This window comes from Citreicoccus inhibens, from assembly GCF_019039035.1.
Taxonomy (GTDB): Bacteria; Myxococcota; Myxococcia; order Myxococcales; family Myxococcaceae; genus Citreicoccus; species Citreicoccus inhibens.
Genome location: NZ_JAHNZT010000019.1, coordinates 1 through 25,942, shown reverse-complemented (window position 1 = coordinate 25,942; position 25,942 = coordinate 1). Strand labels below are relative to the sequence as shown.

Annotated in this window: 24 protein-coding genes; 11 read left to right on the top strand and 13 right to left on the bottom strand. The window is 70.1% G+C overall.

Annotated elements, in window-relative coordinates; genetic code table 11:
• Position 1: 1 nt before the first annotated feature.
• Positions 2–532, bottom strand: coding sequence for an FHA domain-containing protein (locus KRR26_RS21610; RefSeq protein ID WP_120200993.1), 531 nt, complete (start codon positions 530–532; stop codon positions 2–4).
• An 81-nt stretch (positions 533–613) separates the two neighbouring features.
• The gene (locus KRR26_RS21605) at positions 614–1,681 is read right to left on the bottom strand and encodes a histidine kinase dimerization/phospho-acceptor domain-containing protein (RefSeq protein ID WP_217080700.1); all 1,068 of its coding nucleotides are present in this window, start codon (positions 1,679–1,681) and stop codon (positions 614–616) included.
• 201 nt (positions 1,682–1,882) lie between these two features.
• Here KRR26_RS21605 and KRR26_RS21600 point away from each other — a divergent pair, with 201 nt between their 5' ends.
• On the top strand, positions 1,883–3,958 hold the full coding sequence (locus tag KRR26_RS21600) for a heparinase II/III family protein (protein ID WP_217080699.1): 2,076 nt from the start codon (positions 1,883–1,885) through the stop codon (positions 3,956–3,958).
• A gap of 70 nt (positions 3,959–4,028) precedes the next feature.
• Positions 4,029–5,348 (top strand): nucleotide sugar dehydrogenase, encoded by a 1,320-nt coding sequence (locus tag KRR26_RS21595; protein WP_120202226.1) that lies wholly within the window; start codon positions 4,029–4,031, stop codon positions 5,346–5,348.
• Here the strand turns inward: KRR26_RS21595 and KRR26_RS21590 are convergent, their stop codons facing one another.
• Both KRR26_RS21590 and KRR26_RS21585 read right to left on the bottom strand, forming a co-directional pair.
• The gene (locus KRR26_RS21590; protein WP_233576472.1) at positions 5,349–6,149 is read right to left on the bottom strand and encodes a peptidase MA family metallohydrolase; all 801 of its coding nucleotides are present in this window, start codon (positions 6,147–6,149) and stop codon (positions 5,349–5,351) included.
• Between the two features lie 72 nt (positions 6,150–6,221).
• Entirely contained in the window at positions 6,222–7,157 is a 936-nt protein-coding gene (locus tag KRR26_RS21585) for a metalloenzyme (RefSeq protein WP_120200985.1), read from the bottom strand.
• Between the two features lie 31 nt (positions 7,158–7,188).
• Here KRR26_RS21585 and KRR26_RS21580 point away from each other — a divergent pair, with 31 nt between their 5' ends.
• A complete protein-coding gene (locus KRR26_RS21580) occupies positions 7,189–8,274 on the top strand; it encodes a DUF4388 domain-containing protein (protein WP_120200983.1) in 1,086 nt (361 codons plus the stop codon).
• A 20-nt stretch (positions 8,275–8,294) separates the two neighbouring features.
• Here KRR26_RS21580 and KRR26_RS21575 read toward each other — a convergent pair whose 3' ends face one another.
• The 6 genes from KRR26_RS21575 to KRR26_RS21550 form a co-directional block, all read right to left on the bottom strand.
• Entirely contained in the window at positions 8,295–9,440 is a 1,146-nt protein-coding gene (locus KRR26_RS21575) for a GTP-binding protein (RefSeq protein WP_217080698.1), read from the bottom strand.
• Entirely contained in the window at positions 9,437–10,591 is a 1,155-nt protein-coding gene (locus KRR26_RS21570; protein WP_120200979.1) for an anhydro-N-acetylmuramic acid kinase, read from the bottom strand. The genes KRR26_RS21575 and KRR26_RS21570 overlap by 4 nt, the downstream gene beginning before the upstream one ends.
• A gap of 175 nt (positions 10,592–10,766) precedes the next feature.
• A complete protein-coding gene (locus KRR26_RS21565; protein WP_120200977.1) occupies positions 10,767–11,720 on the bottom strand; it encodes an N-acetylmuramic acid 6-phosphate etherase in 954 nt (317 codons plus the stop codon).
• Between the two features lie 16 nt (positions 11,721–11,736).
• Positions 11,737–11,928, bottom strand: a complete 192-nt coding sequence (gene rpmB, locus KRR26_RS21560) for a 50S ribosomal protein L28 (protein ID WP_120200975.1) — start codon at positions 11,926–11,928, stop codon at positions 11,737–11,739.
• Positions 11,929–12,031: 103 nt separating this feature from the next.
• Positions 12,032–13,561, bottom strand: coding sequence for an NAD(P)-binding protein (locus tag KRR26_RS21555; protein WP_120200973.1), 1,530 nt, complete (start codon positions 13,559–13,561; stop codon positions 12,032–12,034).
• Between the two features lie 93 nt (positions 13,562–13,654).
• Entirely contained in the window at positions 13,655–14,341 is a 687-nt protein-coding gene (locus tag KRR26_RS21550; protein WP_120200971.1) for an HAD family hydrolase, read from the bottom strand.
• Between the two features lie 81 nt (positions 14,342–14,422).
• Here KRR26_RS21550 and KRR26_RS21545 point away from each other — a divergent pair, with 81 nt between their 5' ends.
• A complete protein-coding gene (locus KRR26_RS21545) occupies positions 14,423–15,502 on the top strand; it encodes an enoyl-CoA hydratase/isomerase family protein (protein WP_120200969.1) in 1,080 nt (359 codons plus the stop codon).
• Between the two features lie 3 nt (positions 15,503–15,505).
• Here the strand turns inward: KRR26_RS21545 and KRR26_RS21540 are convergent, their stop codons facing one another.
• Genes KRR26_RS21540 through purM form a run of 3 tightly spaced genes read right to left on the bottom strand, consistent with a single transcriptional unit; the run spans position 15,506 to position 17,702 of the window.
• A complete protein-coding gene (locus tag KRR26_RS21540) occupies positions 15,506–16,006 on the bottom strand; it encodes a DUF523 domain-containing protein (protein ID WP_233576468.1) in 501 nt (166 codons plus the stop codon).
• Positions 16,003–16,668: a phosphoribosylglycinamide formyltransferase gene (gene purN, locus KRR26_RS21535; protein ID WP_120200967.1), complete on the bottom strand. Its 666-nt coding sequence runs from the start codon at positions 16,666–16,668 to the stop codon at positions 16,003–16,005. The genes KRR26_RS21540 and purN overlap by 4 nt, the downstream gene beginning before the upstream one ends.
• The gene (gene purM, locus KRR26_RS21530; RefSeq protein ID WP_217080697.1) at positions 16,665–17,702 is read right to left on the bottom strand and encodes a phosphoribosylformylglycinamidine cyclo-ligase; all 1,038 of its coding nucleotides are present in this window, start codon (positions 17,700–17,702) and stop codon (positions 16,665–16,667) included. Before purM ends, purN begins: the two co-directional genes overlap by 4 nt.
• Before the next feature lie 73 nt (positions 17,703–17,775).
• Between purM and KRR26_RS21525 the strand changes: the two genes are divergently transcribed.
• The 7 genes from KRR26_RS21525 to KRR26_RS21495 all read left to right on the top strand — a co-directional run.
• Entirely contained in the window at positions 17,776–20,160 is a 2,385-nt protein-coding gene (locus tag KRR26_RS21525; protein ID WP_217080696.1) for a CHASE2 domain-containing protein, read from the top strand.
• 79 nt (positions 20,161–20,239) lie between these two features.
• Entirely contained in the window at positions 20,240–20,890 is a 651-nt protein-coding gene (locus KRR26_RS21520; protein WP_120200961.1) for a Crp/Fnr family transcriptional regulator, read from the top strand.
• Between the two features lies 1 nt (position 20,891).
• Positions 20,892–21,647 carry an MBL fold metallo-hydrolase gene (locus KRR26_RS21515; protein WP_120200959.1) on the top strand — a complete coding sequence of 252 codons (756 nt, stop codon included), beginning with the start codon at positions 20,892–20,894 and terminating at the stop codon, positions 21,645–21,647.
• 57 nt (positions 21,648–21,704) lie between these two features.
• Entirely contained in the window at positions 21,705–22,559 is an 855-nt protein-coding gene (accD, locus tag KRR26_RS21510) for an acetyl-CoA carboxylase, carboxyltransferase subunit beta (protein WP_120200957.1), read from the top strand.
• Positions 22,560–22,574: 15 nt separating this feature from the next.
• Complete coding sequence (locus KRR26_RS21505; protein WP_217080695.1) at positions 22,575–23,882, top strand: bifunctional folylpolyglutamate synthase/dihydrofolate synthase; 1,308 nt, start codon at positions 22,575–22,577, stop codon at positions 23,880–23,882.
• A 9-nt stretch (positions 23,883–23,891) separates the two neighbouring features.
• Entirely contained in the window at positions 23,892–25,163 is a 1,272-nt protein-coding gene (locus KRR26_RS21500; protein ID WP_120200955.1) for an alpha/beta fold hydrolase, read from the top strand.
• A gap of 91 nt (positions 25,164–25,254) precedes the next feature.
• Positions 25,255–25,942, top strand: a 688-nt coding sequence (locus tag KRR26_RS21495; RefSeq protein ID WP_217080694.1) for an AMIN domain-containing protein, incomplete at its 3' end; no start/stop codon positions are given.

Genomic DNA, 25,942 nt, shown 5'->3' with positions numbered 1-25,942 from the left:
CTCACGGCGTCGCGCGCTGTTGCATGCGCGCATAGAAAGTAGGTGCGCGAAGGAACGCGAACGTCGCGTCACCGAAGCCCAGGAGGTCTCCGTCGCGGACATGGACCTCTCCGCCCGGGGGGACCTCCTTGGCGTTCACGAACGTGCCGTTGCTCGACTTGAGGTCCACGACGGTGCAGCCCACCGTCGGTCCGAACCAGCAGAGCTGTGCATGGCGCTTGGAGACCGAGGGGTCGTCCACCACGAGGTCGCAGTCCGGCAGTCGGCCCACCGACAGCACGTCCTGTCCGCGCACTGGGGGCAGCGTCACCACTCGCAGCGAGTCGAAGTGCAGCCAGAGGGCCACCTGCTGCCGCTCCAGGCTCGGGATGTCTTTGGCCATTGTCGTCTGCGCCGCGCCCATCCGCAGCGCGAGCTGGGCCATCACGGGGCTCGGCGGCTTCTGCACCAGCACGAACGGCCCGACCTGTCGGCAGAAGAAGACCTCCGTCAACTGGCGACTCAAGGCTCGCAGCTCTTGCACGGTCATCATGGCGTGCGGAGACTACAGCGAGTTCATTTCTGTCGCACGGAGCGTCTTGTCCCGCGCTGCGTCTTGGAATGTCCCCCGGCTTCAGCCGAGGCCACTCGACGCACCTGGCTCGGCGAGGGTGCCCAAGCCCAGACGGGCCTCGACGGGGTCGGTGGGAGGCAGGCGAAGGATGAACTCCAACCTGGGCTCGGCCTGGATGGAGAGGCCCCCCCCCAGGTGCCGCGCGAGCTGGTGAAGCTTCGCGGTCGAGCGCACCGATAACGCGCGTTGCGCCGTCGCGCTGACGATGAGCCGGCGAGGCGCGTCCTCTGCTCCGGCCTCCAGCGTCACCTCCACCGTGCCCACGCTCACCCCGCGCACGCTCCGACCGAGCGCGCGCAAGAGCAGGTCCACGCTGACGCTCGGGCCGCGAACCGCCACGGGCGGCCCCGGTGGGAGGCGCAGCCGGACCTCGTAGCGTCGCGTCCGAGGGGACGTGGCGAAGGCCTCGCATATCAGCGGGCGCAGGTCGTCCACGCTGTCTCGCATGGGCGCCAGTCGTTGATCGATGAGCGTGGCCTGCTCGGCGGCCACGCTCAGCAGTCGCTCCAGGTAGCGTCGCATCGCGGGGGTGAGGGGGCCGGCCTTCTCCTTCAGCATCATGTCCGCGTAGCCGCGCATGACCATCAACGGCGTGCGCAGGTCATGCGAGGCACGCGAGCGTCCCTGCTCGAGTCGCGAGAGGGCGCGCTGCTGCCGTCGCTGCTGCTCGAGCATCCGCGCCTGTCGTGCCCCGGCCGCCACCTCGCGCGCGCGGGCCTCCAGCAGCGCGGTGCCCAGTCGCGTCAGTTGCGCCAACTGCGCCTGTTCGCGGGGGCCTGGCGGCTCGGGCCACACCACCAGGGCCGAAGTCCGCTGGCGCACACCGTCACGGGGCCTGGGGGGTATGCCGACCATCGCCACGCGGGTGCTGCCGTCATAGACGGCAGCGCCCTCCGTGCCGGGTAGGCGCAAGGCCTCATGCAGTAACGCGGCGAGGCCCGCGCGTGCTCCCCGACGCAGCGCCTGCTCCGCGATTTCCGTCAGTGCCATGTCCACCTCGGCGGCGAGTTCATCCTCACCGCGCTCCCCACGCCACGCACCCGCAAGCACGACGACAGGAATGGGCATGCCCATCCAGGGGCGCAATGGTTCAGCGTCGGGGCAAATCCAGGAATCCTTGGGGAAGCGCTTTACCCAGCCGCCTCAGCCCGGCCGGGTGTTTTTACCGTCCCCGCGCTTCCCTTGATTGGCAATGCCTTGGAACTCCTCATGTTTGTCCTTGGCCGACCGATTGCTATCGAGCTGGGCGCCGAAGGGCGGAAGGGGGACATGAGCACTCTCGGACATTACGCGGCCATCGCGCGCATGGCACCGGGGGCGCTCGCGCGCAGCGCGGTGCGACGGGTGCAGGGCGCCGCGAGACACGCGCTCTATCACCGTCGCTCGCCCCTCGATGAGGCGCAGCTCCTGGAGGCGTTCGGCGCGAATCGCGCGGAAGAGCTCGCGGAGATGGCGTTGGGGCCTCGTGGCTCGCGCGTCTGGTGTGACGTGACCCAGCGGGCCTCGGTGCGAGAGGCCGTGGCGGCGATCCCCGGTGCCCTCGAACGCGCGAAGGCGCGCGCGGAGCAGGCGCTGCGCCAGGAGTGGGATGTCTTTGGGACGCGCGTCGTGTTTGGGGAAGGTCGGCCGGTGGACTGGTCGCTGGACCCCGTGAGCGGCCATCGTTATCCGCTGACTCCCGTGGAGCGCATGGCGCACCACGCGACAGGGAGAGACCCCAAGTACCCGTGGGTGCTCGGCCGGCTCGACAGTCTGGTGGCGCTGGCGCAGGGCGCGTGGCTGGAGTCGTCCGCGTCGGCGCGAGCGAGACTTGCGACGGCATTCGTCGCGCAGACGCTCGATTTCCTCCAGGCCAATCCCGTGGGCCAGGGCGTCCACTGGTTGAGCGCGATGGAGGTCTCCCTGCGCGCCGCCAATCTCGCGCAGGCGCTGGTGATGTTCGCGGACGCACCGGAGGTCCGCCGCGCCGCGTTCCTCGTGCCGGTGTTGAGCGCGCTCTGCGAGCACACCGCGTGGGTCGAGGCGCATCTCGAGGACCAGGGTGCGGTGCCCAACAACCACCTGGTGGCCAACCACGTGGGGCAGCTCGTGGTGGGCCTGCTGTTCCCCGAGCTGCCGAGGGCGCTCCACCAGGCCGCGCTCGCGGTGGGCGGGCTGCGCGCGCAGATGGAGGCGCAGGTCCATCCCGAGGGCACGTCGTTCGAGGGCTCCGTGCCCTATCACCGGCTCGCGGTGGAGTTGTTCACCCTGGCCTACGTGGTGGCGCGCGGCATGGGCGTGTCCCTGGGGCACGCGTACGAGGCCCGGCTGCGCCGCATGTTCGTCGTCGCGCAGGCGTGGACCTCGGAGGCGGGGCTCGCGCCGCAGGTGGGGGACAATGACTCGGGCCGCGCGTTCGCGGTGAGCACTCGGGGAGACTGCGAGCAGGGATACCTGTCCTCGCTGGGCGCGGCGTTGTGGAAGGACGCGGGACTGGGCGGAGGGCCCGTCGCGGACGAGGTGGCCTGGCTGCTCGGTGGCGCGGGCCTGGGGCGTCAGGCGGCGCAGCCCGCGTTGCCGTCGCCTGTCTCGTTGAGCTTGCCGCAAGGTGGCGTTCACATCTTGCGCGGCGCGGGGGCCGTGGTCACCGTCTGCGCCGGACGGCAGGGACAAGCCGGCGTGGGGGGACACAGTCACAACGACAAGCTTTCCTTCGAACTCCACTTGAACGGTCGCCCCGTCATCGTGGACCCCGGCACCGGCACGTACACGCGGGACCCCTCGCTCCGCAATGCGATGCGCGGCACGGCCGCCCACAACACGCTCCAGGTCGACGGCGCGGAGCAGGCCCCGTTGGATGCCGCTCGACTCTTCGCGCTGACGGGCGATGCGCGGGCACGGGTGGTGGTGTTCCAGCCCTCGGCCAAACACGACCGGCTCGTCGTGCGGCATGACGGGTACCGCGCGCTGCCGTCGCCCGTGGGCATCGAGCGGACGTTCGTCCTGGATCGCCACGCGCGCGCCTTGGTCGTGTCGGACCGGCTGGTGGGCACGGGGTGGCACGACGTGGTGGGACGGCTGCACCTGCCCGATGCGCAGGCGCGTTGGGTGGAGGTTGGCGTGGAGGTGCTCGCGCGGGCGCGTCTGGCTCGGGAAGGGCCCGCGGAGTTCGAGTCCCTCTCGGCGGAGCTGGGCCCGCCTGGGGCGCCGCTCGCGTGGGTGCTGCTGCAGCGAGGGTTGATCGCGAACCTCGCTCCGTCCCGGTTCTCACCGGGTTACGGGCGCGTGGAGGCCGCGTGCGCGGTGGAGTTCCGGAGGGGCGTGACGCCTCCGGTGTGTCTGAGGTGGGTGGTCGTTTTCCAGTGATGAGAACGGATGGTGACGTGACCGTCCTTGGCGGCACGCCGTAGCAGGAGAGGGCAAGACAATGCGCATGATGGTGGGCAGCCCGTTGCTGGAGCGGATCCGCAACCGGCAGGCGAAGGTGGGCGTGGTGGGGCTCGGGTATGTCGGTCTCCCGCTGGGGATGGCCTTCGCGGAGGCGGGCTTTCCGGTGACGGGGCTCGACATCGACCAGCGCAAGATCGACAAAATCGGCAAGGGCGAGAGCTACATCAAACACATCGCCAGCGAGCCGCTCGCGGAGCTGAGTCGCTCGGGACGACTCCTCGCGACGACGGACTTCTCGAAGGCGCGTGAGCTGGACTGTCTCATCATCTGTGTGCCCACGCCGCTGACGGCCTCTCGCGAACCGGACATGAGCTTCATCGTCCAGACGGGCGAGGCGCTGGGGCCCCACGTGCGTCGGGGCCAGCTCTTCATCCTGGAGTCGACCACGTATCCGGGAACGACCGAGGAGGTGCTCAAGCCCCTGCTGGAGAAGGGCGGCCTCAAGGCGGGCGTGGACTTCCACCTGGCCTTCAGTCCGGAGCGCGAGGACCCCGGTAACAAGAACTTCAACACCAAGACGATTCCGAAAATCGTCGGTGGCTACACGGCGGAGTGCTTGGAGGTGGCCCACGCGCTGTACAGCGGGGCGCTCCAGGAAGTGGTGCCGGTGTCGTCCACGCGCGTGGCGGAGCTGGCCAAGCTGCTGGAGAACATCTACCGCTGCGTGAACATCGCCATGGTCAACGAGATGAAGATGCTCTGCGACCGGATGAACGTGGACGTCTGGGAGGTCATCCAGGCGGCGAGCACCAAGCCGTTCGGCTTCCAGCCGTTCTTCCCGGGGCCGGGGCTCGGTGGGCACTGCATCCCCATTGATCCGTTCTACCTGACGTGGAAGGCGCGCGAGTACGAGTTCCACACGAAGTTCATCGAGCTGGCGGGCGAGGTGAACTGGCACATGCCGTACTACGTGGTGCAGCGCACGATGGAGGCGCTCAACCAGAATCGGAAGGTGCTCAACGGCGCGAAGGTGCTGTGCCTGGGCGCCGCGTACAAGAAGGACATCGACGACATGCGCGAGAGCCCGAGCCTGCGCGTGATGTCGCTGCTCAAGGAGAAGGGCGCGGACATCAGCTACCACGACCCGTTCGTCCCCGAGCTGCACAAGGGCCACGGCTTCCAGATGGAGATGAAGTCCGTGCCGCTTCAGCCGGAGGCCTTGTCTGACTACGACGCGGTCCTCATCCTCACGGACCACTCGAACATCGACTACGGCATGGTGGTGCAGCGCTCGCAGTGCGTCATCGACACGCGCAACGCCACGCGGAACATCACCAAGGGCCGCGAGAAGGTGACGAAGGCGTAGTCACGGGTCTGCGGTCACTGGCCGAGTGATGCGGCCACCCTTGAAGCCTCGCAGGTACACATAGCGGTGGAAGTCCCGGAGGAAGGCGTCGACCGGGATTCCCACTGCGTGCTCGAACGCTTCGGGGAACTGCGCGCCCTGGCGCATGCGCTGGAGCATGTCGCGCACCGCGTCTTCACCATACCGTCGCACCAGGAAGGTGAAGGCGTGGTACGCGGCGCTGTACACCACGGCGTTGTCTTCCCGGTAGATGCGGTCCGCCTGGGCGACGGGGTCCACGGTGGGATGCTCGTGAAGGTAGCGCGCCAGGTCCTCCAGGCTGAGGGCGCGGTAGCCTTGCTCGGCGGTGAAGTAGGCCATGCCCTCGCGGAACCAGAGGGGGATGGCTTTGTGCATCCTCGTGCGTGCATCCCCGACCCGCTGGAACATCAGGCTGTGGGTGAGTTCGTGCAGGAGCACCTCGTCCACCTGGGCCGGGGCGGCGCCGGAGGGCGTCCACGTTCGCGGGCTCTGGATTTCAATCTGCTCATCGCGAGCCCAGACGCGCAGGAAGTCGTAGCCGGAGCGGTTCGCGGCGACCTCCAGCGACTCATGGTCCGGGTGGATGACGAGCGTGACGGGGGCCTCGAAGGCGCCCCAGCGCGCGAGCCGGGGCATGGCGTGCTCCACGGCGAGCCGCACCATGCCCGCGGCCTCCGCCTCTCGTGGCGGGAAGGCGAGGCGGAACTGCCCGGCGGGCAGCACCAGTGTGTCATTCGTCGCCGGGAGCGTGAGCCGGGGAGCGGCGGCACAGGCGGACATGAGTCCGAGCACCAACACCAGTGCGTGACGCCTGCCTCGTCCGTCATGCCCACCACGACGCATCCGCGTTCCTCACTCCACCCCGAGCCAGCGCACCACCGCGCGCCCCACGTCCGCGACGGTGGAGAAGGTCTCCACGTCGGGCTCGGGAGGACCGAAGTAGAGCACGGGGACCGGGTGGATCGTGTGGCTTCGGGTGGACAGGTCCTCCACGTTGCCATGGTCGCTGCACACGAGCACGCGCGCATCGTCCGGCCGCGTGGCCACCAGGGCGCGCGCGAAGGCATCGAAGGTGTCCAGCGCGGCGAGCGCGGCCGCCATGTCCCGGGCGTGCCCCGCCTCGTCCGCGAGGTAATGCTCGAAGAAGGTGAAGTCGGCGCCAGCCGCGATGCGCCAGAACACCGCCGCGGCCTGCTCGGGCGTGCGCTCGGGCGCGTGCAGTCCGTAGGCGCGTGCGTGCTCACCGGTGATGTCGTGGGTGAGCCCGTCATCGGCGCGCGCGTCGTCGAGCGTGCGCAGCGGCTCCTCACCGGCCGCGAAGGCGAGCTTGGCCGCGGAGGGCTTCACCTTGCGCGCGGCGGGCGGCACCTCCATCCGCTCCGAGGGCTCAGAGGTGGCGCGGCGAGGAATGCCCAGGAGGTCCAGGTACGGCGCCGGATAGGCGTTCGCGAAGGTGGCGGAGCGCCCCGCGGCCTTGAGTCGGCGGACGATGGACCGGCGCGACATCAGGTCCCGCAGCGCCGCGTTGGGGTACCCCAACACATGGCTCCCGACGAGCACCGGCGCGGGGTCGCCGGTGAGGATGGCTGTCTGGTTGGACGCGGACTGCGGCCGGCCCGTCACGCCGAAGGTCGCGTCCACCGCCACGCCCCGCCCCGAGTCCGGCAGCGTGGGGCCAGGAGCGTCCTGGAACCAGGACAGCAGGTATTCGCGGTGCGCGAGCGGATTGGAGGCAGGCTCCTTCCGCCCAATCCCGACACCATCGATGAACAGGACCGCGACGCGCACGGCGGGTGACTGTATCCTCGAACGCGACACGATGGCCCTCCACGGCGACCTTTTCAGCTATCCGCTTCCTGAGTTTCTTCAATGGCTCGACAGCTCCCGCAAGACGGGAACGCTGCAGCTCTCCTGGGAGGCGGGTGAGCGCAAGCTCTTCCTCCTCTCTGGTCAGGTGGGCGCCACCGCGAGCGAGGGCCTTCGTGGGCGCGTGGCCCGACTGCTCGCGCTGGCGCGGCTGGCCTCGGGGACGCGCGTGTTGTCCGCATTCGACGAGCTGGCCCGCACGCCCGACGTGGACGCGGCCTTCGATGCGCACGGTGTTCAGGCGCGGTGGGTGCGCGACCTGGGTCGCGAGGAGTTGTTCGGGGCCATGACGGACCTGACCATCGCGGGGCGCGGCACGTTCCATTGGACCGAGGATGCGGACCGCACAGGGGAGGACTGGGTGCCCTCGGACGTGAGCATCCGCGAGCTGCTCTTCGAGTCCCTGCGCTGGGTGGACGAGCAGCCCGACGTGGACAAGGCGCTCCCCATCGACGCGCTGAGCGTGCGGGCGCTCGCGCCGCCGAGCCCGAGCCAGCCGTTGATGCATCGGATCATCCTGAGCCTGTGCACCCAGCCTCAGAACCTGGGCCGGCTGCGTCTGTCGATGGGCGTCTCGCGCTCCTCGGTGGCTCGCCGGGTCCACGAGCTGCTGCGCGGCAAGCTCGTGGAGGTGGAGGGCGCGCCGCAGGTGGAGGCAGACCCCGTGGCGGAGATGCTGGAGAAGGGCGCGGTGCTGATGCGCGAGGGCCAGTACGACGCCGCGGGCATCGTCTGCCACTCGCTGCTCGCGAGCGACCCCGCGGACCGCCGCGTGCGCGAGTTCGCGCGCCTGGTTCAGCGCGAGCACGTGGCGGCGCTCTACGCGGAGATGCCGCCGCTGGTGGTGCCGCACATGATCCACGACCCCGCGGCCATGGTGCTGCTCAAGCAGGAGGAGCGGCAGATCGCCGGGCTCGTGAACGGGACGTGGGACGTGTCCACGCTGGTGCTGGGCAGCCCGGCGCGCGAGCTGGACACGCTCAAGACGCTCGCCAAGCTGCACCGCATGGGGTTGCTGCAGCTCACCTATCCCCGCTAGGTCGCGAGCGGGGAGGGGGCTCAGCCTGCGTTCGGCAGGCCGATGGCGTTGAGCCGCACGAAGACCTGCATCAGCACGTAGAGCGCGAACGCGGCGTCATCCACGCGCAGGTGCGGCTGCGTGGACAGGCCCATCAAGCGCAGCAGATCCGCGCCGTGCACGTGGAGCAGGAACGCCTGCTGCGCCAGGGTGCCCTCGCCCGCGAAGGCCATGGCGCGGCGCACGGCGTCCGTGCACGCGGTGACGCAGGTGCTGTAGTCCCCGCCCGCGAACGCGGCCTCGGCGGCGCGGGCATGGTCGAACAGGTCTCCTGGCGCCAGCGCGCTGGTGGGGCCGAGCAGCTTGCCCGCGGGCGGAGGCGCCGCGGCGGGCACCGGCACGGGCTCGGGCCGAGGCGGCGGCATGGCCACCACGGGCGCCACGCGGGGCACGGGCGTGGGGCCAATCATGGGCGCCACGCTGCCGGTCGCGGCCATGACGGGCGGCGGTGCCGGAGGCGGCGTCTGGCGGTTCAGGTGCTGCGTGAGCTGGGCTTCCAGCCCCGCGGGCGCCGTCGGCATGGGGCGGGGCGGCGGGACGATGCGCTTGGCGCGCAGGTCCTTGATGACGAGCCGGGTGATGGTCTTCAGCGTGTCGAGCACGCCGCGTCCGCTGCTCGCGGCGGTCTCGAAATCCGGCACGCCGCGCGGGTTGAGCTCGTGGCGGAGCACGTCCACGGGGAGCACGTTCTCCAGGTCGCGCTTGTTCCACTGCATGACCAAGGGGAAGCGATCCAACCGGATGCCGTGCTCGAAGAGGTTCTCCTCGAGGTTGGCCAGCGACTCGCGGTTGGCGTCCATCGCCTCTTCTTGCGAGTCCGCCACGAACACGACGCCATCCGCGCCCTGGAGCACCAGCTTGCGGGTGGCGTTGTAGAAGACCTGGCCGGGCACGGTGTACAGCGCGAGTCGGACCGAGCAATCCCCGACGCGCTCCACCTTCACGGGCAGGAAGTCGAAGAAGAGTGTCCGGTCACCCTCGGTGGCGATGGACATCATCTCGCCACGGTGCGCGGGGCGCACCGTTTCGTAGACCTTCCGAAGGGTGGTCGTCTTCCCCGACAGGCCAGGTCCGTAGAAGACGATCTTCGCGGCCACTTCGCGGGCCATCAGGTTCACGCTGCTCACGGTGTCAGCTTACCTAGAACGACTTGACGCCTCGCGCCAGTTGCCGACTGGACATTCGCGGGGGTCCCCACCAGGTGCTCGGCCGCCAGCAGGGCGAACAGCGCCGCCTCCTTGGCGGCCTCCGGGAATCCCAGGACGTCCAGCCGCTCCACCGGCACCGGGGCCAGCCGGGCCTTGAGCCCCTCCATCAGCCCGGGATTCCGGCTTCCGCCCCCCGATACGTAGACGGCGTCCAGCATGGGGAAGCGCGGCAGGACGTAGGTCTCATAGGCCCGCGCGGTCGCCTCCACGGTGAACACGCGCGCGGTGGCCATGACGTCATAGGGCCGGGTGCCGTGGCGCTCCCACACGCGGGACAGCAGTGCCTCGCCGAAGTCCTCGCGGCCCGCACTGCGCGGTGGCGGCTTCGCGAGGAAGCGATGGCCGAGGAGCTCATCCAACAGCGCGGGGATGACCTGGCCTCGGGCGGACAAGGTGCCATCCACATCACAGGCACAGAGGCCGCCGGTGACGCGGCGTGCCAGCGCATCCAGGAGCATGTTGCCCGGCCCGGTGTCGAAGGCGAGGGTGTCCTCCACGCGCTCGGACACGATGCTCACGTTCGCGATGCCGCCGATGTTCTGGAACGCGCGTACCTTGCCTCGGCCGCGGAACACGGCCCAGTCGAGGTAGGGGATGAGCGGCGCGCCCTGGCCGCCCACGGCCATGTCTCGCGGGCGGAAGTCGCTGACCACGGGCAGGCCGGTGCGCTCGGCGATGACGGCGGCCTCGCCAATCTGGAGCGTGGAGGCGATGGGCCCCATGCCCGGTGGCAGGTGCGCCATCGTCTGGCCGTGTGAGCCGACGACATGCACCTCGCGGGGGCTCAATCCCGCGCGGGCGATGACGGCGAGGACGGCCTCGGCGAAGCGCTCGCCCAACTCGAAGTCCAGTGCGCAGAGCGACTGCGCATCGTGGAGACCGAGCACGCGCGCCACCAGCTCGGGCTCGAAGGGGCGGGACTCGTGGGCGAGGAGGGTCAGCTTCACGTCGCCGCCCGTGCCCTCCACCCTGCACAGCGCTGCCTCCGCCGCGTCCACGCTGGTGCCGGACAGGACGCCCACGCACAGGCGCGGCTGTCGGGGATCGAACGCGGCGGGGCGGAGGCTCATGCGCCGAGTCTAGGAAGTGCACCTGACAGCGGCCCGCGACGAGGCTCGCGTGAGCGCGGACGTGTTCACCGTCGGCGCAAAGGGCGAGTCCCCACGTTCGGACGGCGTCAGGCGGACGACGTCACGACGGCCCCCCTCGCCCGATGAGTCCTTCGCGGAGGGTGTTGGCCAGTAGTCAGTGCGCGCGGGGCTTGGCGCGCGGTGCCCGCCGCTTCGGTGCCGAGGCCCGTGAAGGCTCCAGGGCGCGCAGGCCCCGCGCCTCCAACTGCTTGCGGGCCGCGCGCGCCCCGAGCCCCGTGAAGTGCATGGCCATCGCGACCCGCACCTCGCCGCCGGCGGCATCGAGCAGGTGTTGGGCCTCGGGCGCGGGCAGGCCGCTCAGCTCGGCCACCATGCGCGCGGCGCGGGCTCGCAGCTTCGCGTTGGAGGGGCGAACGCCCACCATGCGCCCCCGGTAGACCCGGCCCAGCGAGACGAAGGCCGCCGTCGTCAGGGCATTCAGGATGAGCTTCGTGGCCGTGCCCGCTTTCAGCCGGGTCGATCCCGCCACCAGCTCAGGCCCGGTCAGGGCCACCACCACCTGGTCCACGCGGAGGGTGGGGGAGGGTGGGTTGCAGCAGACGAGGAGCGTGCGGGCGCCGCGTCGACGGGCCTCGGCCAACGCGCCCAGCACATAGGGCGTCGAGGCGCTCGCGGAGATGCCGCACACGACGTCGGAGGGTGACGCGCGGAAGGCCCGCACGGCACGTCCACCCGCCTCGGCGTCATCCTCGGCGCCTTCGACCGCGCGCAACAATGCCCGGCGACCGCCCGCGAGGGCCACCTGGACCTGAGAAGAGGGGCTGCCAAAGGTCGGCGGACATTCGCTGGCGTCCACGGCGCCCAGCCGTCCGCTGGTGCCCGCGCCCACGTAGAGAAGCCGGCCTCCTGCCCGCAAGGCATCCGCTACGGCCCGTGCCGCCGCCGAAACAGCAGGCAGCGCCGCACGAACCGCGCGGAGCGCGGTCAGGTCTTCCTGATGCAGACGGCGAACGACCGCCTCAACAGAGAGGAGGTCCAGGTCGTCCGCGCGTGGATGGATTCGTTCGGTGGGCGGAAGCGCTGACGATGCCGCGCGCGTCTTGCCCACCTACGAGTCCTCCGCGTCAGGCAGCCTTGACGACCTTGCCTGCCTTGATGCAGCGGGTGCACGCCAGGACGCGCTCATGGCGGCCCTCGACGTTCGCCCGAAGCTTCTGCAGGTTCGGCAGGGTCCGCTTCTTCGTCTTGTTGTTCGCGTGGCTGACGTTGTTACCCACCAGCGGACGCTTCCCACAGATGTCGCACTTCCACGCCATGACTGCTAACTCCTTGAAAACTGGGGCGTTCGACGCCTGCCCATAAAAGAGCGGCGGAACCTACCAGAAACAATCCGAAAATCCAGCCGGATCAGTCCCGCGATCAGCCCTTGAGGGGATCTTTCTTCTTGAGCATCTCCTGGACGAGCCTCGCCGCTCGCATGCCCGCGAGCAGTTCACCCTCCAGACCCAGGCCCGGCAGCACCTCGCGGCCCGCCAGGATCACATTCTTGGCCGGCGTGCGCTGCTTGAGGCCGGTGATTCCCAGGAACGCCTCGGTCTCGAAGGCGTAGAGGGGATGGGGCATGAGCCGGCTGCCGCGCACGCCTCCGGCATCCAGGTAGGGCGCCGAGCGCAGGGCCCGGTGCTGGACGGTGAAGGGCATCAGCCGCTCCAGATGCTCGTCGATGCGTGCGGCGAGCCCCTGGAGGTGCTCCTCGCCCAGGTCGCGGGCGGAGGCCGGGACGAACGCGCCCGCGCAGATGACGCGCACGCCGTCGACGTCCTTGCTCTCCTTCGTGGCGCCGCCGGGCGCGGTGCGTGCCGGGTGCTGCTGGACGAGCAGCGGCCCCAGCTCCGCGTCCTGCGTGTCCACCAGCGCGAGCTCGCCCAGGCCGCGCGGCAGGGCCGCCTCGGGGACGACCCAGTTCACGGCGAACAGGATGGACTTGGGCGTCGATTGGTCCAGGTGCTCGAGCAGCGCGCGGTGGTGCTTCTTGTCCGTCACCAGCCGCCGCAGCGCGCCCGTGTCCGTGGCCGCGACCAGGCACGAGGCGCGGTACAGCGTGTCCGAGCGCATCAGCTTCACGCCCGCGAACTTGCTGCCATCGAACGAGAGCTCCTCGACGATGAAGCCCGAGGCGTTGTCGCGCGAGAGCACGTCTCCGCCCAGCTCCGCCAGTCGCCGCGTCAGCGCATCGCGCAGCGCGTCCATGCCTCCCGGGTAAGTCGAAGGGGCGGTCAGCACCTGGGACAGCGGGCGGGACTGCGCCAGGGGCGAGCTGGGCTTGTCCAGGTGGACGAGGAAGGGCAGCAGCCCTCGCACGAGGGACACCGCCGGGTCATCTCCACCCAGGCGCGGCGTGGCCTCCAGGCCGGGATGGTTCTTGATGAGGCTCTTGAGTCCCCAGGACTCGAAGAATCCGTCGGGCGGCAGCTGGGGATTGGCCTTGAAGAAGGCGTCGGTGGCCTCGTGCTGCGCCGAGGCTCCCGCGAGCGCGCCGAGGACCCCCTCGGCCGCGTCTCCGAACTCGCGCGTCAGCTCGGCCCGGCGCCGGTTGGGTTCCGCGGACAGGTCCACGCGGTGCCGAGGCATGACGAGCTGAAGCTCGGGGACGTGCGGTCGCAGGGCTCGCCCGACGTGTGTGGCGAGGCCCAGCTCGGTGAGGGCCTCCTCCACGGCGGGCATGGCCTTGAGGGGCGGCGCGACGAAGGGGGCATACGGCAGGAGGAAGCCGTCGTGCTCGTAGCCTGGGCCCATGCCGTCATGCTCCACCAGCAGCACGCGGTGGTTGCGCTTGGCGAGGAGCGCGGCGGTGAGCGCGCCCCCCAACTGGCTGCCCAGCACGATGACGTCGTACACGTGCCGCGAGGGGCCCGAGGAAAGCTTGAGTTTGGCTGTGGACGTCGCCATGAGGCGGGCAACACTACACAACGTCCCGCGGTCTGGCGCCCTTTTGGCGCATCCCCGGGTGGATCCGCGCCCCGGGGACGGAAATCCGGGGCGTCAGCTTCGCGTGGCGAAGAGGCGCGCGAGCAGTGGCTCGGGCAGCGAGGCGAAGTCCGGCGCCGTGTATTCCGCCCCCGCGCGACGCAGCTGCTCGGCGGAGGTCGTGGTGGTGATGCCCACCGTCACCATCCCTGCGGCCCGGGCGGACAGCACGCCGTTGATGGCGTCCTCGAACGCGATGCACGACTCCGGGGGCACCGCGAGCGCCTTCGCCGCGGCGAGGAAGATGTCCGGCGCGGGCTTGCCCCGAGTGACCTCCTCGGCGCCCACCACCCGCTCGAAGCGGGCGCGGATGGAGAGCCCGTCCAGGACCAGCTCGCGGTTGCCCTGGGGCGCGGCGGTGGCCACGGCCAGACGGATCCCGGCTGCGCTCAGCCGCGCGAGGAACGCGTCCGCCCCGATGTGCAGCGCGAGGTGGGGCCGGTAGAGGGTGCGATAGTGGGACTCCTTCTCGTCGGCGAGCGAGGCCAGCTCCTCGGCCGTGAGCGGACGCCCGAGCAGCTCCGGGAGGATCTCCTCGTTCTTCTTGCCGGCGAACTCCGTCTGGAAGCGCTCGGCGGTGATGTCGAGCCCCAGCCGCCGGGAGAGGGCCACCCAGGCGCGGTTGTGGAAGTCCATGTTGTCGATGAGCGTGCCATCCATGTCGAAGACGGCGGCGCGCAAGGGGGCCGTGGCGAAGGTCATGGCCCTCCCATACCGCGTTCTCTCCCCGTGTCATCCCCGGAATGGCACACCCTTGAGGCCCGGGCCTGATATCCCCGCGCCATGAGCGAGGACGTGCTGCTGGAGACGCGAGGCCCGGTGGGACTCGTGACGCTGAACCGCCCCCAGGCGCTCAACGCGCTGAACCTGGGGATGTGCCGAGCGATGGACCCTCAGCTCCGCGCCTGGGCCGACGATGACCGGGTGCGCGCCGTGGTGATTCGTGGCGCGGGCGGGCGGGCGTTCTGCGCGGGAGGGGACGTGCGCGCGGTCGCCGCTTCGCTCTCGGGGCCGGCGACCGTGGGCAGCGAGCCGCTGTCGCGCGCGTTCTTCCGGGCCGAGTACGCCCTGAATCACCTCATCCACCACTACCCCAAGCCGTTCATCGCGCTGGTGGATGGCGTCTGCATGGGCGGAGGGCTGGGGCTGTCTGCGCATGGCGCGTTCCGCGTCGTGACGGAGCGGCTGATGCTGTCGATGCCCGAGACGGCGATCGGCCTGTTTCCCGACGTGGGCGGAGGCTGGTTCCTCCCGCGGTTCCCGGGCGAGATGGGGACGTACCTGGGGCTCACGGGCGCGCGGTGTGATGCGGCGGATGCGCGGTGGCTCGGCTATGCGACGCATCAGATTGCGGCCTCGCGGCTGGAGGATGTGCTCGCGGCGCTGGTGGACGCCGACTGGCAGGGCGCCGCGATGGATGTGGTGGCGCGAGTGCTGGCGGGCTCTGCCGCGGACTCGGGGGTGTCTCCCTTGCGCGCTCGGGTGGAGGACATCGCGCGCTGCTTCTCGGCGGACCGCGTGGAGGACATCCTGCGCGCGTTGGAGGCGGAGCGCTCCGAGTGGGCGGAGCAGACACGCGCGACGCTCATGCGCATGTGCCCGATGAGCCTGAAGGTCACGCTGCGGCAGCTTCGGATGGGCCGAGGTGGCGACTATGACGCGATGGTGCCCGTGGAGTACCGACTGAGTCAGGCGCTGACGGCGCGAGCGGACTTTCGCGAGGGCATCCGCGCGGTGCTCGTCGACAAAGATCAGAAGCCACGGTGGAGCCCGGCCTCGCTCGACGCCGTGTCGGAGGACGCAGTGGACGCTTGCTTCGCGCAGAACCCCTCGGACTCCTTCGCACCGGCCGCGGTGCGCTGAGGGCTACAAGTCCTCGTCGCTCACCACGACGAGGCCGTGCTCGCGGAGCAGCGCCGCCGTGATGCCCTCGCCTGGGCGCAGCACGCCGTCGGTGTAGACGCGCTGACTGCCGCACGAAGGGCTCTTTTCCTTGAGGAGCGCGACGGTGGCACCGAAGCGCTGCATCGCTTCCAGGGCCATGCGCGCTCCGAGTCGGAATGCCTCGGTCCGGTCCATCCGTGCCTCGCGCTCCACCGCGCGGGCTCTCCCGGCCCAGACGTCCACTCCCGTGCCGCCGCTCAGGTCCACGGGCGGACGCGGAATGCCCAGGCCCGCGCCAGTCTCCGGGCACATGGGGATGACCTCCTTGCCCTCCAGCGCTGCGAGCACCCGCTCGGAGCGCTGCGAGCGGCCGTCGTACCGACAGGCCTCTCCGAGCAGGCACGCGCTGACCAGTACCACCTTCGCGTCGCGCAGGGCCTGGAGCCTCGCCTCGTGCTCGGAAGGCTCCGAAGCCTTCGTCACCGAGGCATCCCCGGGCTGCGCAGCGCCAGCGTTCCCGTGGTGGCCTGGGCATCCACGCGCGTGCGCGCACCGTCTTGGGACACCTTGCCCGTGACGGCCAGTCGAACCGCGAGCGGGTACAGCTGGTGCTCCTCCACGAGGATGCGCGCCGCCAGCGCCTTCTCATCGTCGTCCGGCAGCACGGGCACCGCCGCCTGCGCGATGATGGGGCCCGAATCCGTTCCCGCATCCACGTAGTGCACCGTGCACCCGGCGACCTTCACGCCGCGCTCCAGCGCTTGCTTCGGCGCATGCAGGCCCGGGAAGGAGGGCAGGAGGGACGGGTGGATGTTGAGCACCCGCCCCGGGAAGTGCGCGAGGAAGTCCGCGCTCAACAGGCGCATGAAGCCAGCCAGGCACACCCATTCGACTCGGGCATCACGCAGCACCTCGCGCAGCGCGCCCTCGAAGTCCGCCTTGGCGCCGAAGGCCTTGTGGTCCACCACCTCGGCGCGCACGCCTGCCTTGCGCGCGCGCTCCAGCGCGAAGGCCGAGGGGACGTTGGACACCACGCACGCCACCTCGGCCGGGAAGTCCTCGCGCGCGCACGCGTCGAGCAGCGCCTGGAGGTTGCTGCCGCTTCCGCTGACGAGCACGCCCAGCCGGGCCCGCCCTTGGCTCATGGGTCGATGACCGCCGTCGCCTCGCCCTGTCCGGCCTCCACGCGCCCCACCTCGGACGCCTGGACGCCGCGCGCCTTGAGCACGGACAGCGCCTGGGCCACGTCCTCCTTCGCCACCACGACGATGAGGCCCAGGCCCATGTTGAACGTGCTGAACATCTCGTCGCGCGCCACCGCGCCCGTCTTGGCGATGAGGTCGAAGATGGGCGGCTTCACCCACGTATTCTCGCTCAGCACCGCGCGCGTCCCGTCCGGCAGGCACCGCGGCAGGTTGCCCGGGATGCCGCTGCCAGTGATGTGGGCCATGCCCTTCACCTTCACCGCCTGGGTGAGCGCGAGCGCGTCCTTCACGTAGATGCGCGTGGGCTCCAGGAGCGCGTCACCGAGCGGGCGGTCCAGCCCCGCGGGCACCGCGTCGAGCGCGAGCTTCGCGTCCTCGAGCAGCACCTTGCGCGCCAGCGAGTAGCCGTTGCTGTGCAGCCCCGATGACGTGAGCCCGATGAGCGCGTCGCCAGGACGCACGCTCTTGCCGTCGATGATGGCCGAGCGCTCCACCACGCCCACGCAGAAGCCCGCGACGTCGTACTCGCCGCGCGCGTAGAAGCCGGGCATCTCCGCCGTCTCGCCGCCCAGGAGCGTGCAGCCGGCCTGCTCGCAGCCTTGCGCGATGCCCTTCACCACCTCGGCCGCGGCGTCCACCTCCAGGCGCCCCGTCGCGAAGTAGTCGAGGAAGAAGAGCGGCTCGGCGCCGCAGGTGAGGATGTCGTTCACCGACATGGCCACCAGGTCGATGCCCACCGTGCCATGCCGCCCCGCGAGGAAGGCCACCTTCAGCTTGGTGCCCACGCCGTCAGTGCCCGCGACCAGCACCGGCTCGCGGTACTTGCCGGGCGGCAAGGCGAAGAGACCGCCGAATCCACCCACCCCGGCAACCACCTCGGGGCGCATGGTGCGCGCGGCATAGGGTTTGATGCGCTCGACGAACGCGTCGCCGGCCTCGATGTCTACTCCGGACTGCTTGTAGGTCGTCGCCACGGGGCGGCCTTCTACCCGGCCCGTGGGCCCTTGTCTCGGGCCTCGGCGCGCGGGTGTCGGGTTTACGGCTACCATGTCCGACGGGATGCACTCCTACCTCTCGCGCCGCCGCTTCGAGTTGCTCGCATTGGCCCTCGCGCTGGTGGCGTGTGGCCTGCACGCCTGGGTGGAGTCCACGCCCGCCATCGGCCTGCTCTCCGAGGGCTCGGACGCCATCCCCCTGGTCGCCCGGCTGGTGCACCAGGTGGAAGGTCGCATCACGGACGTCCAGTTCCACCTTCGCGGGGTGAGGCCCCCGCATCCGGACGTGCTCGTGGCCGCCGTGGATGAGAAGAGCGTGCAGGTCCACGGACGGTGGCCCTGGCCCCGCGAGAAGCTGGCCCTGGCCGTGGACCACCTGCGCGAGGCCGGCGCCGCCGCGGTGGGCCTGGACATGGCCTTCGCGGATGAGGACGCCAACGACGCGGCCCGCGCCTACGCCGAAGCGGGCCACTCGCTGGACAAGGTGCTCAGCGAGATGTCCCAGGGCGCCCCGGGGGTGAACCCCTTGCTCGTGGCCTACCGGACGGAATTGTCACGCCGAGGTGCCGCGCGCGGAGACGCCGCGCTGGCCGCCGCGCTCGCCCGTTCTCCGCGCGTCGTGCAGGGCGTCATCATCTACCCCTCCAAGGACCGGATCCGCTTCGCGGCGCAGGAGGAAGCGCGCGCGTCGCTGCTGGAGCCCCATCTGCTGCGGCGGTACTTCAGTCCGCTCACCCCGGGGGCCGCCATCGCGCGAGACTTCGAGCAGGTGCCGGGCTGGCGCAATCAGTCGGTCCAGCTCCCGCTCCCCGTGCTGGCCCGTGCGAGCCCCAGGCTCGGGTTCTTCAACACGGTTCCCGACGCGGACGGCCCGCTGCGCCGCCAGCCCATCCTGGCGAAGTTGGAGGGGCCGCGGGGCTTCCTCGCGTCGCTCGATGTGCAGACGGCCGCGGCCTACTTCGATGCCGAGGCGGTGGAGCCCGTGGTGGACACCGACACCGGGAGACTCGAGGGCGTGCGCCTGCGTCGCCGCGCCGGTGAGCACCTGCTCATCCCCATCTCCGAGTCCGAGCCCTTCACGCTCATCAACTACCCGGGCCCCGCGAGTGTCTTCCCCACGCTGAGCCTGGGCGACGTGGTGGATGGCACGTTCGATCCCGCCCTGGTGCGCGGCAAGGCCGTGCTGGTGGGCCTGACGCTGACGGGCAACTTCGATCAGCGCGTCACGCCGTTCAGCGAGTTCGAGCCCGGCGTCTTCGTGCGCGCCGCGTTCCTCTCCAACATCCTCGGGCGGGACTTCCTCGTGCGCCCGATGCTGGCGCGCTGGCTGGAGATGGGCTTCATGCTGGCCTCGGCGTGGTTGCTGGCCCGGCTGCTGCCGCGTGTGCGGTATGCGTGGAAGCTGGGGACGGTGGCGCTGCTGATGGGCGCGTACGCGGCGGTGGATCAGCTCCTCTTCGGCATGGGCGTGCAGGTGGCCACGGCCGTGCCGCTCGCGACGGTGGGCGCCTGCGCGTTCGCGGTGCTGTTCCTCGGCTATCGGTCCGTGGACCAGGAGAAGGCCCGCTTGCGCCACGCGTTCCAGCACTACCTGGATGCGAGCGTGATGGAGCAGGTGCTCGCGCACCCTGAACGCCTCAAGCTGGGCGGCGAGCGACGCGAACTCACGGTCCTCTTCAGCGACATCCGAGGCTTCACCACGCTGGCCGAGAAGCTGACGCCCGAGCGCCTGGTCTCGCTCGTCAACGAGTACCTCACGCCCATGACGGACGTGGTGTTCGCGCACGGGGGCACGCTCGATAAGTACATCGGGGATGCCCTCATGTGCTTCTGGGGCGCGCCCGTGACTCAGCCCGACCATGCCCTGCGCGCGTGCCGTGCCGCCCTGGGGTTCCTCGATGCGCTCCAGCACCTGAACGCGGGCTGGCGCGCGGCGGGGCTGCCCGAAGTGGACATCGGCGTGGGCCTCAGCACCGGCCTCATGAGCGTGGGCCACATGGGCACGCACGGGCGCTTCAGTTACACCGTGATGGGCGACGCGGTGAACCTGGGCTCGCGCCTGGAAGGACTCAACAAGGAGTACGGCACCCGCATCCTCATCTCCGAGCTCACGTGGCTTCAGGTGCGCGAGCACGTCACCGCGCGGCGCCTGGGCACGGTGCGCGTCAAGGGCAAGCACGAGCCCGTGGGCGTCTATGAGCTGCGCGCGCTCGGCCTCCCGACGGGGAAGGACGCCGAGGCCGTGGCCGCCTTCGAAGCCGGCGTGGAGCACTTCCTGGCTCGCGACTGGACGCGTGCCCAGGAGCGCTTCGCGCGCGTCCTCGCGCTCTGGGCCGATGACGCCGCCTCGCGCCGCTTCCTCGATGCCATCGCCACGTTCCAGCACCAACCCCCGGGCCCGGACTGGGATGGCGTCTTCACCGCCACGACCAAGTAAATTCGACGGCCTGACTCAGCGCGTTATCGCGCTGGGTTATTTGACCGAGGGGGAGGGGGCTGATTGACTCACGGGCCAGATGGGCGCCGAGGAAACCCTCTTTCAACGTTTCGGCAAGGAATTCCCGAAGGGCACCGAACTCTTCCGCGAGGGAGAGCCCGGCAAGGAGATGTTTGTCATCCAGTCCGGGAAGATTGCCATCTCCAAGCATGTGCGTGACGTGGAGAAGATTCTCGCGGTCCTAGGGCCGGGGGAGTTCTTCGGGGAGATGGCCATCATCTCCAACAAGCCGCGCAATGCCTCCGCCACGGTCAACGAGGACGCCAAGCTCCTCGTCATCGACCCGAAGACCTTCGAGGCGATGATCCGCGGCAACTCGGAGATCGCCGTTCGGATGATCAAGAAGCTCTCCGAGCGGCTGTCCGAGGCCGATGCGCAGATCGAAAACCTCCTGATGTCGGATCCGGCCAGCCGGGTCGTGCACCAGATCCTCCAGGCCTGCCAGACGCGCGGCCGTCCCATGGAGGAAGGAGTGGAGATCGATTTCATGGTGCGCGAGATGCCGCGCCTCATCGGCGTGGGCGAGCCCGCCGTGCGCAGCATGTTGGATCGCCTGGAGCGCGCCGGCCTCGTCGAGCGCAGCGGTGACAGACTGACCGTGTATGACTCGGCCAGACTTCACGACTTCCTCCATTACCTGGAAATGAAGTGGAAGTTCGGAGACCTCTAGCGTGAAGCTGAACGTCCTGGGTTGCCATGGAGGCGAGCTGCCCACGTGCAGGAGCACCTGCTTCCTGGTGGATGACGTGCTCGCGCTGGACGCGGGCGCGCTCACGGGGACGCTGTCGCTCGAGCAGCTCTGCAAGGTGGACCACATCCTCGTGGGCCACAGCCATTTCGACCACGTGAAGGACCTGCCGCTGCTCGCCGACCTGGTGATTGGCCGGCGGGACAAGCCCGTCACCATCCACGCGTCGCGCGAGTGCGCCAAGGCCCTGCGCGACAACATGTTCAACAACGCGCTGTGGCCGGACTTCACCCGCATCCCCACGCGGGCCAAGCCCGTCTTGCGGATCCAGTCCTTCCGCGCGGGGAGCACCTTCGAGGTGGGGCCGTACACGGTGCGCAGCGTGCCGGTGAGTCACCCGGTGGAGTCGTGCGGCTTCATCGTGTCCAAGGGCGGCGCGGCCCTGGCCATGAGCGGGGACACGGGCCCCACGGACAAGCTCTGGAAGGCGCTCAACGAGACGAAGAACCTCAAGGCGCTCTTGCTGGAGGCCAGCTTCCCCAACAGCCTCCAGCCGCTGGCGGACATCTCCGGACACCTGACGCCCCGCACGGTGGCGTCGGAACTCCAGAAGTTCGACCGCAAGGGCGCCTCGGTGCTGCTCTACCACCTGAAGCCGGCGTTCGTGTCCCAGCTCAAGAAGGAGCTGGCCGGACTGCCCGTGGAAGTCCTGGAGCTGGGGGACACCTTCGAGTTCTGAAGCGCGGGTTGCGAAGGTGTTGACGGGCGCGGGCGGCCGGACTAACCCGGCGCGTCCATGGCCTGGTTCTCCAAGAAGCCCCGCATCGCCGTCGTCCCCGAGCCCGCCACCGAGCCGCCGCAGCCCTCGCGCATGCAGGGCCTGTGGGCCAAGTGCGAGACCTGCGACGAAATCATCTACCGCCAGGAGCTCGAGAAGAACTGGATGGTGTGTCCGCACTGCGAGCACCACCACGCCTGGCCGGCGCGCGCTCGACTGGGCGCCTTGTTGGACGCGGACAGCTTCGAGGAGTTCGACAAGGAGCTGGAGCCGCAGGACCCGCTCGGGTTCAGCGACTCGAAGAAGTACAAGGACCGCCTGAAGTCCTCGCGCAAGAACCTGGGCGAGAACGACGCCTTCATCTCGGGCGTGGGCCGCATCGACGGGCACCAGGTCTCCGTGGGCTGCTTCGTGTTCGAGTTCATGGGCGGCTCCATGGGCTCGGTGGTGGGGGAGAAGGTGGCCCGCGTCTTCGAGCGCGCCCACGAACTGAAGTGCCCCGCGCTGGTGTTCTCCGCCTCGGGCGGCGCGCGCATGCAGGAGGGCATCTTCTCGCTGATGCAGATGGCGAAGACGTCCGCGGCCATCGCTCGCTTCCGCACCGGCAACAAGCCCTACGTCTCCGTGCTGCTCAACCCGACCACGGGTGGCGTGGCCGCGTCCTTCTCGTGGCTGGGCGACGTCATCCTCGCGGAGCCCAAGGCGCTCATCGGCTTCGCGGGTCCGCGCGTCATCGAGCAGACCATCCGCCAGAAGCTCCCGGAAGGCTTCCAGCGCTCCGAGTTCCTCCTGGAGCACGGCATGCTGGACGCCATCGTCCACCGCAAGGACATGCGCGCGAAGCTCGCGCAGCTCCTCGGGCTGGTGGGGTAGGGCGGCACGCCCCGCATGAGCGCGCCCCGCACTCCCGAGGAAGCGCTCGCCTTCCTCGCGCAGCTCAACCCCTCGGGCATCAAGCTGGGGTTGGAGCGGGTGCGCGAGGCGCTGGAGGCGCTGGGCCATCCCGAGCGTCAGGCGCCCGTGCTGCACGTGGCGGGCACCAACGGCAAGGGCAGCACGTGCGCCTTCGCCGCCGCCGCGCTCCAGGCCGCGGGCCACCGCGTGGGGCTCTACACGTCGCCGCACCTGGTGCGCGTGAACGAGCGGATCCGCGTCAACGGTGAGGACATCCCGGACGCGCGCTTCGGCCAGCGCATCCTGGAGGTGCTGGAGCGGTATCCGTCAGCGGTGTCGGAGCCGATGACGTACTTCGAGTTCGGCACGGTCGTGGCGCTCTGGCACTTCGCGCAGGAGCGCGTGGACGTGGTGGTGCTGGAGACGGGCCTGGGCGGGCGTCTGGACGCGACCAACGCGGCCGAGTCCACCGTCACGGCCGTGACGCCCATCTCGTTCGACCACATGGAGTACCTGGGCCACACGTTGGGGGCCATCGCGGGCGAGAAGGCCGGCATCTTCAAACCCGACGTGCCCGCGGTCGTCTCTCGCCAGGAGCCCGAGGCGCTGGAGGCCATCGCTCGGCGCGCGGGCGAAGTGGGCGCGCCGCTGCGGGTCGAGGGACGCGACTTCGCCATCGAGGGCGAGGCCAACGGCGCGCTGACGTATCGCGGGCTGTCGTGGCGCCTGTCCGGGTTGTCGCTCGCGCTGCGCGGGCCGTATCAACGGCAGAACGCGGCCATGGCGCTGGCGTGCCTGGAGTCGCTCGCCGCGCGCGGGGTGACGGTGTCACCCGAGGCGGCGCGGGAGGGACTGGCCACCGCCCGCTGGCCCGGTCGGCTGGAAGAGGTGGGCCAGTCGCCCACGGTCGTGGTGGATGGCGCGCACAACCCCGCGGGGGTGCAGGTGCTCCTGGAGGCGCTCAAGGCGCTGTACTCAGGGCGGCGGCTGCGGCTCGTGTTTGGCGTCGTGGCGGACAAGGACCGGGGGCCGATGCTGCGAGCGCTCTTTCCGCTCGCCACCTCGGTGGACCTCACGCCCTTGGACACGCCGCGCTCCCTGGCGCCCGAGCGCTATGTGGACGAGGCGCGCGCCCTCTGCCCCGAGGTTCGGGTCCATGGCTCGCTGGTGGACGCCTTGGCGTCTGCCCGCTCCCGAAGTGGCCCGGATGACGTCGTGCTCTGCACAGGTTCCCTGTTCTTGGTGGGTCGGGTGAAGGCCCTGCCCGAGCGAAACCTTGGCGCGCTGCATCAGGCGCCGTAGATTCCCACCATGCGCCTGCCGGACTGGAGATCGGCGATCCCCGGGCCTCCGATGCCCACCATCGACGAAGTCGATTTCCGGGCGCTCTACACCAAGACGAAATACGTCGTGGAGACCGCGGACGGGTGGTCGCTCGTCATCAGCCGCTATCGGCCGGTGAAGCAACCCTTTCCCCAGCCGCTATTCGGTGAGCCGCTCCTGCTCGTGCACGGCTTCTCGCAGAACCGGCACACGTGGACGAGCGGTCAGTTCGTCAAGAACCTGCTCTTCTTCGGCGTGGACATCCACATCCTGGAGCTGCGCGGGCACGGCAAGAGCTCCATCGCGTTCCAGAAGGAGCGCGCGGAGCGCTTCAAGCGCCCGCTGCCGCCGGACCTGGACTACGGCTGGGACCTGGACAGCTACTTCCTCTACGACCTGCCCGCGGCCGTCTCCGGTGTGAAGCGCATCACCCGGCGCGAGCGCATCTTCTACTGCGGCCACTCCATGGGCGGGATGCTGGGCTACGGCTACGCCGGCATCCATGACGACTTCGAGGGCCTCATCACCATCGGCTCGCCGGCGGACTTGGGCCGGGGCTTCATGTTGCTGCGGCTGCTGGCCTACAGCGCGCCCGCGGTGGCGAGCCTGGTGGACGTGGGGCTCGCGGGCTTCAACCTGGAGCGGCGCGCGACGGACTCGGGGCGGGCGCTCCTGTCGCGTGGCCTGTCGTGGGTCAGCCCCGCGCTGAGCCAGCGGCTGCGGCCCGACTCGCGCGAGGCGGTGCGCTTCAACTCGGTGCCGGTGGACGCGGTGCTGAAGTTCCTGGAGCGGCAGCTCGCGCAGGCCGAGGACTCACCGCTGTACAAGCGCCTCACGCAGCGGCTCAACCGGCTGGTGAACACGGAGCGGGTGAGCGGCGAGGACATCCGCTGGCTCTTGCGCGAGGGCGGCGAGCGCGAGCCTCGCAAGGTGCTGGAGCAGTTCGCGCGGTGGATCCGCCGCGGCGAGATGGTCTGCTACCGCACCGACTACGACTTCAAGCGCGGCTTCGAGAAGATCCAGGTTCCCATGGCCATCATCTTCGGGGATTTGGATCCGCTGGCCTCGGTGGAGTCCACGCGCAGCGTGTATCGCGCGGCGCAGAGCGAGTATCTGCTGTGGCGTCCGGTGAAGGGCAACAGCCACATCGAGCTGACGATGGGGCACGACATCCGGCAGATCTGCTACGACATCAAGAACCTCATCGAGTACGCCCGGACGCACCGGACGCGCTCGCCCGTTCTGCCGCGGATCCGCTGACGCAGCTTGTGGCTCGCGCCGCAAAAAGTTGGAGCCAGGGGAGCGCGTGTTAGCATTCGCCCCCTGTGAAGATTGTGAACGGGAGTGGTCGATGAAGGCCCTGGCGGTGTCGCTGCTCGGATGGGTGCTCGTGCCCGCGCTGGCGCTGGCGCAGCCGGCCGCTGACCTCAACAACATCACGAACGTGCGCGTCAATGGCGGCACGGTGGAGATCTCCGGCTCGAAGAAGCCGAACTTCACCACCTTCACCATGACGGATCCGCCGCGCCTCGTCATCGACATCGCCGAGGCGACCTTCTCGGGCGTGCCCGAGGAGCAGCAGGTGGGCAACGGCGTGGTGACGGGCATCCGCACCGCCAGCTACGGCTCGGACTCGTCGGCCATCGCCCGCGTGCTCATCGGCTATGAGCGCGAGGTGGAGACCGACATCCAGGCCTCCGGCAACCAGCTCATCGTCAAGGTGACGGGCGGCAATGCGGGCCCGGCGGTCGCCGCCGCGGAGAAGCCGGCCGCCGCCGAATCCTCGCCGGCGGCGGCTCCAGCCAACTCGCCCGCGGGGGTCAGCGCCGCGGAGGCCACGCGCGCCGCCAACGAGGAGCGCCAGCGCCAGGAGCAGGCCGCCGCTGCCGCCGCCGAGTCCGCCCGGGCCGAGCGCGCGGCGCAGGACAAGGCCGCCGCCGAGGCCACCGCCCGCGCCCAGGCGGACGCCGAGGCCGAGCGCAAGCGTCAGGATGAGTCGCGCGCCGCGGCCCAACACCAAAAAAAAAAAACTCACACCA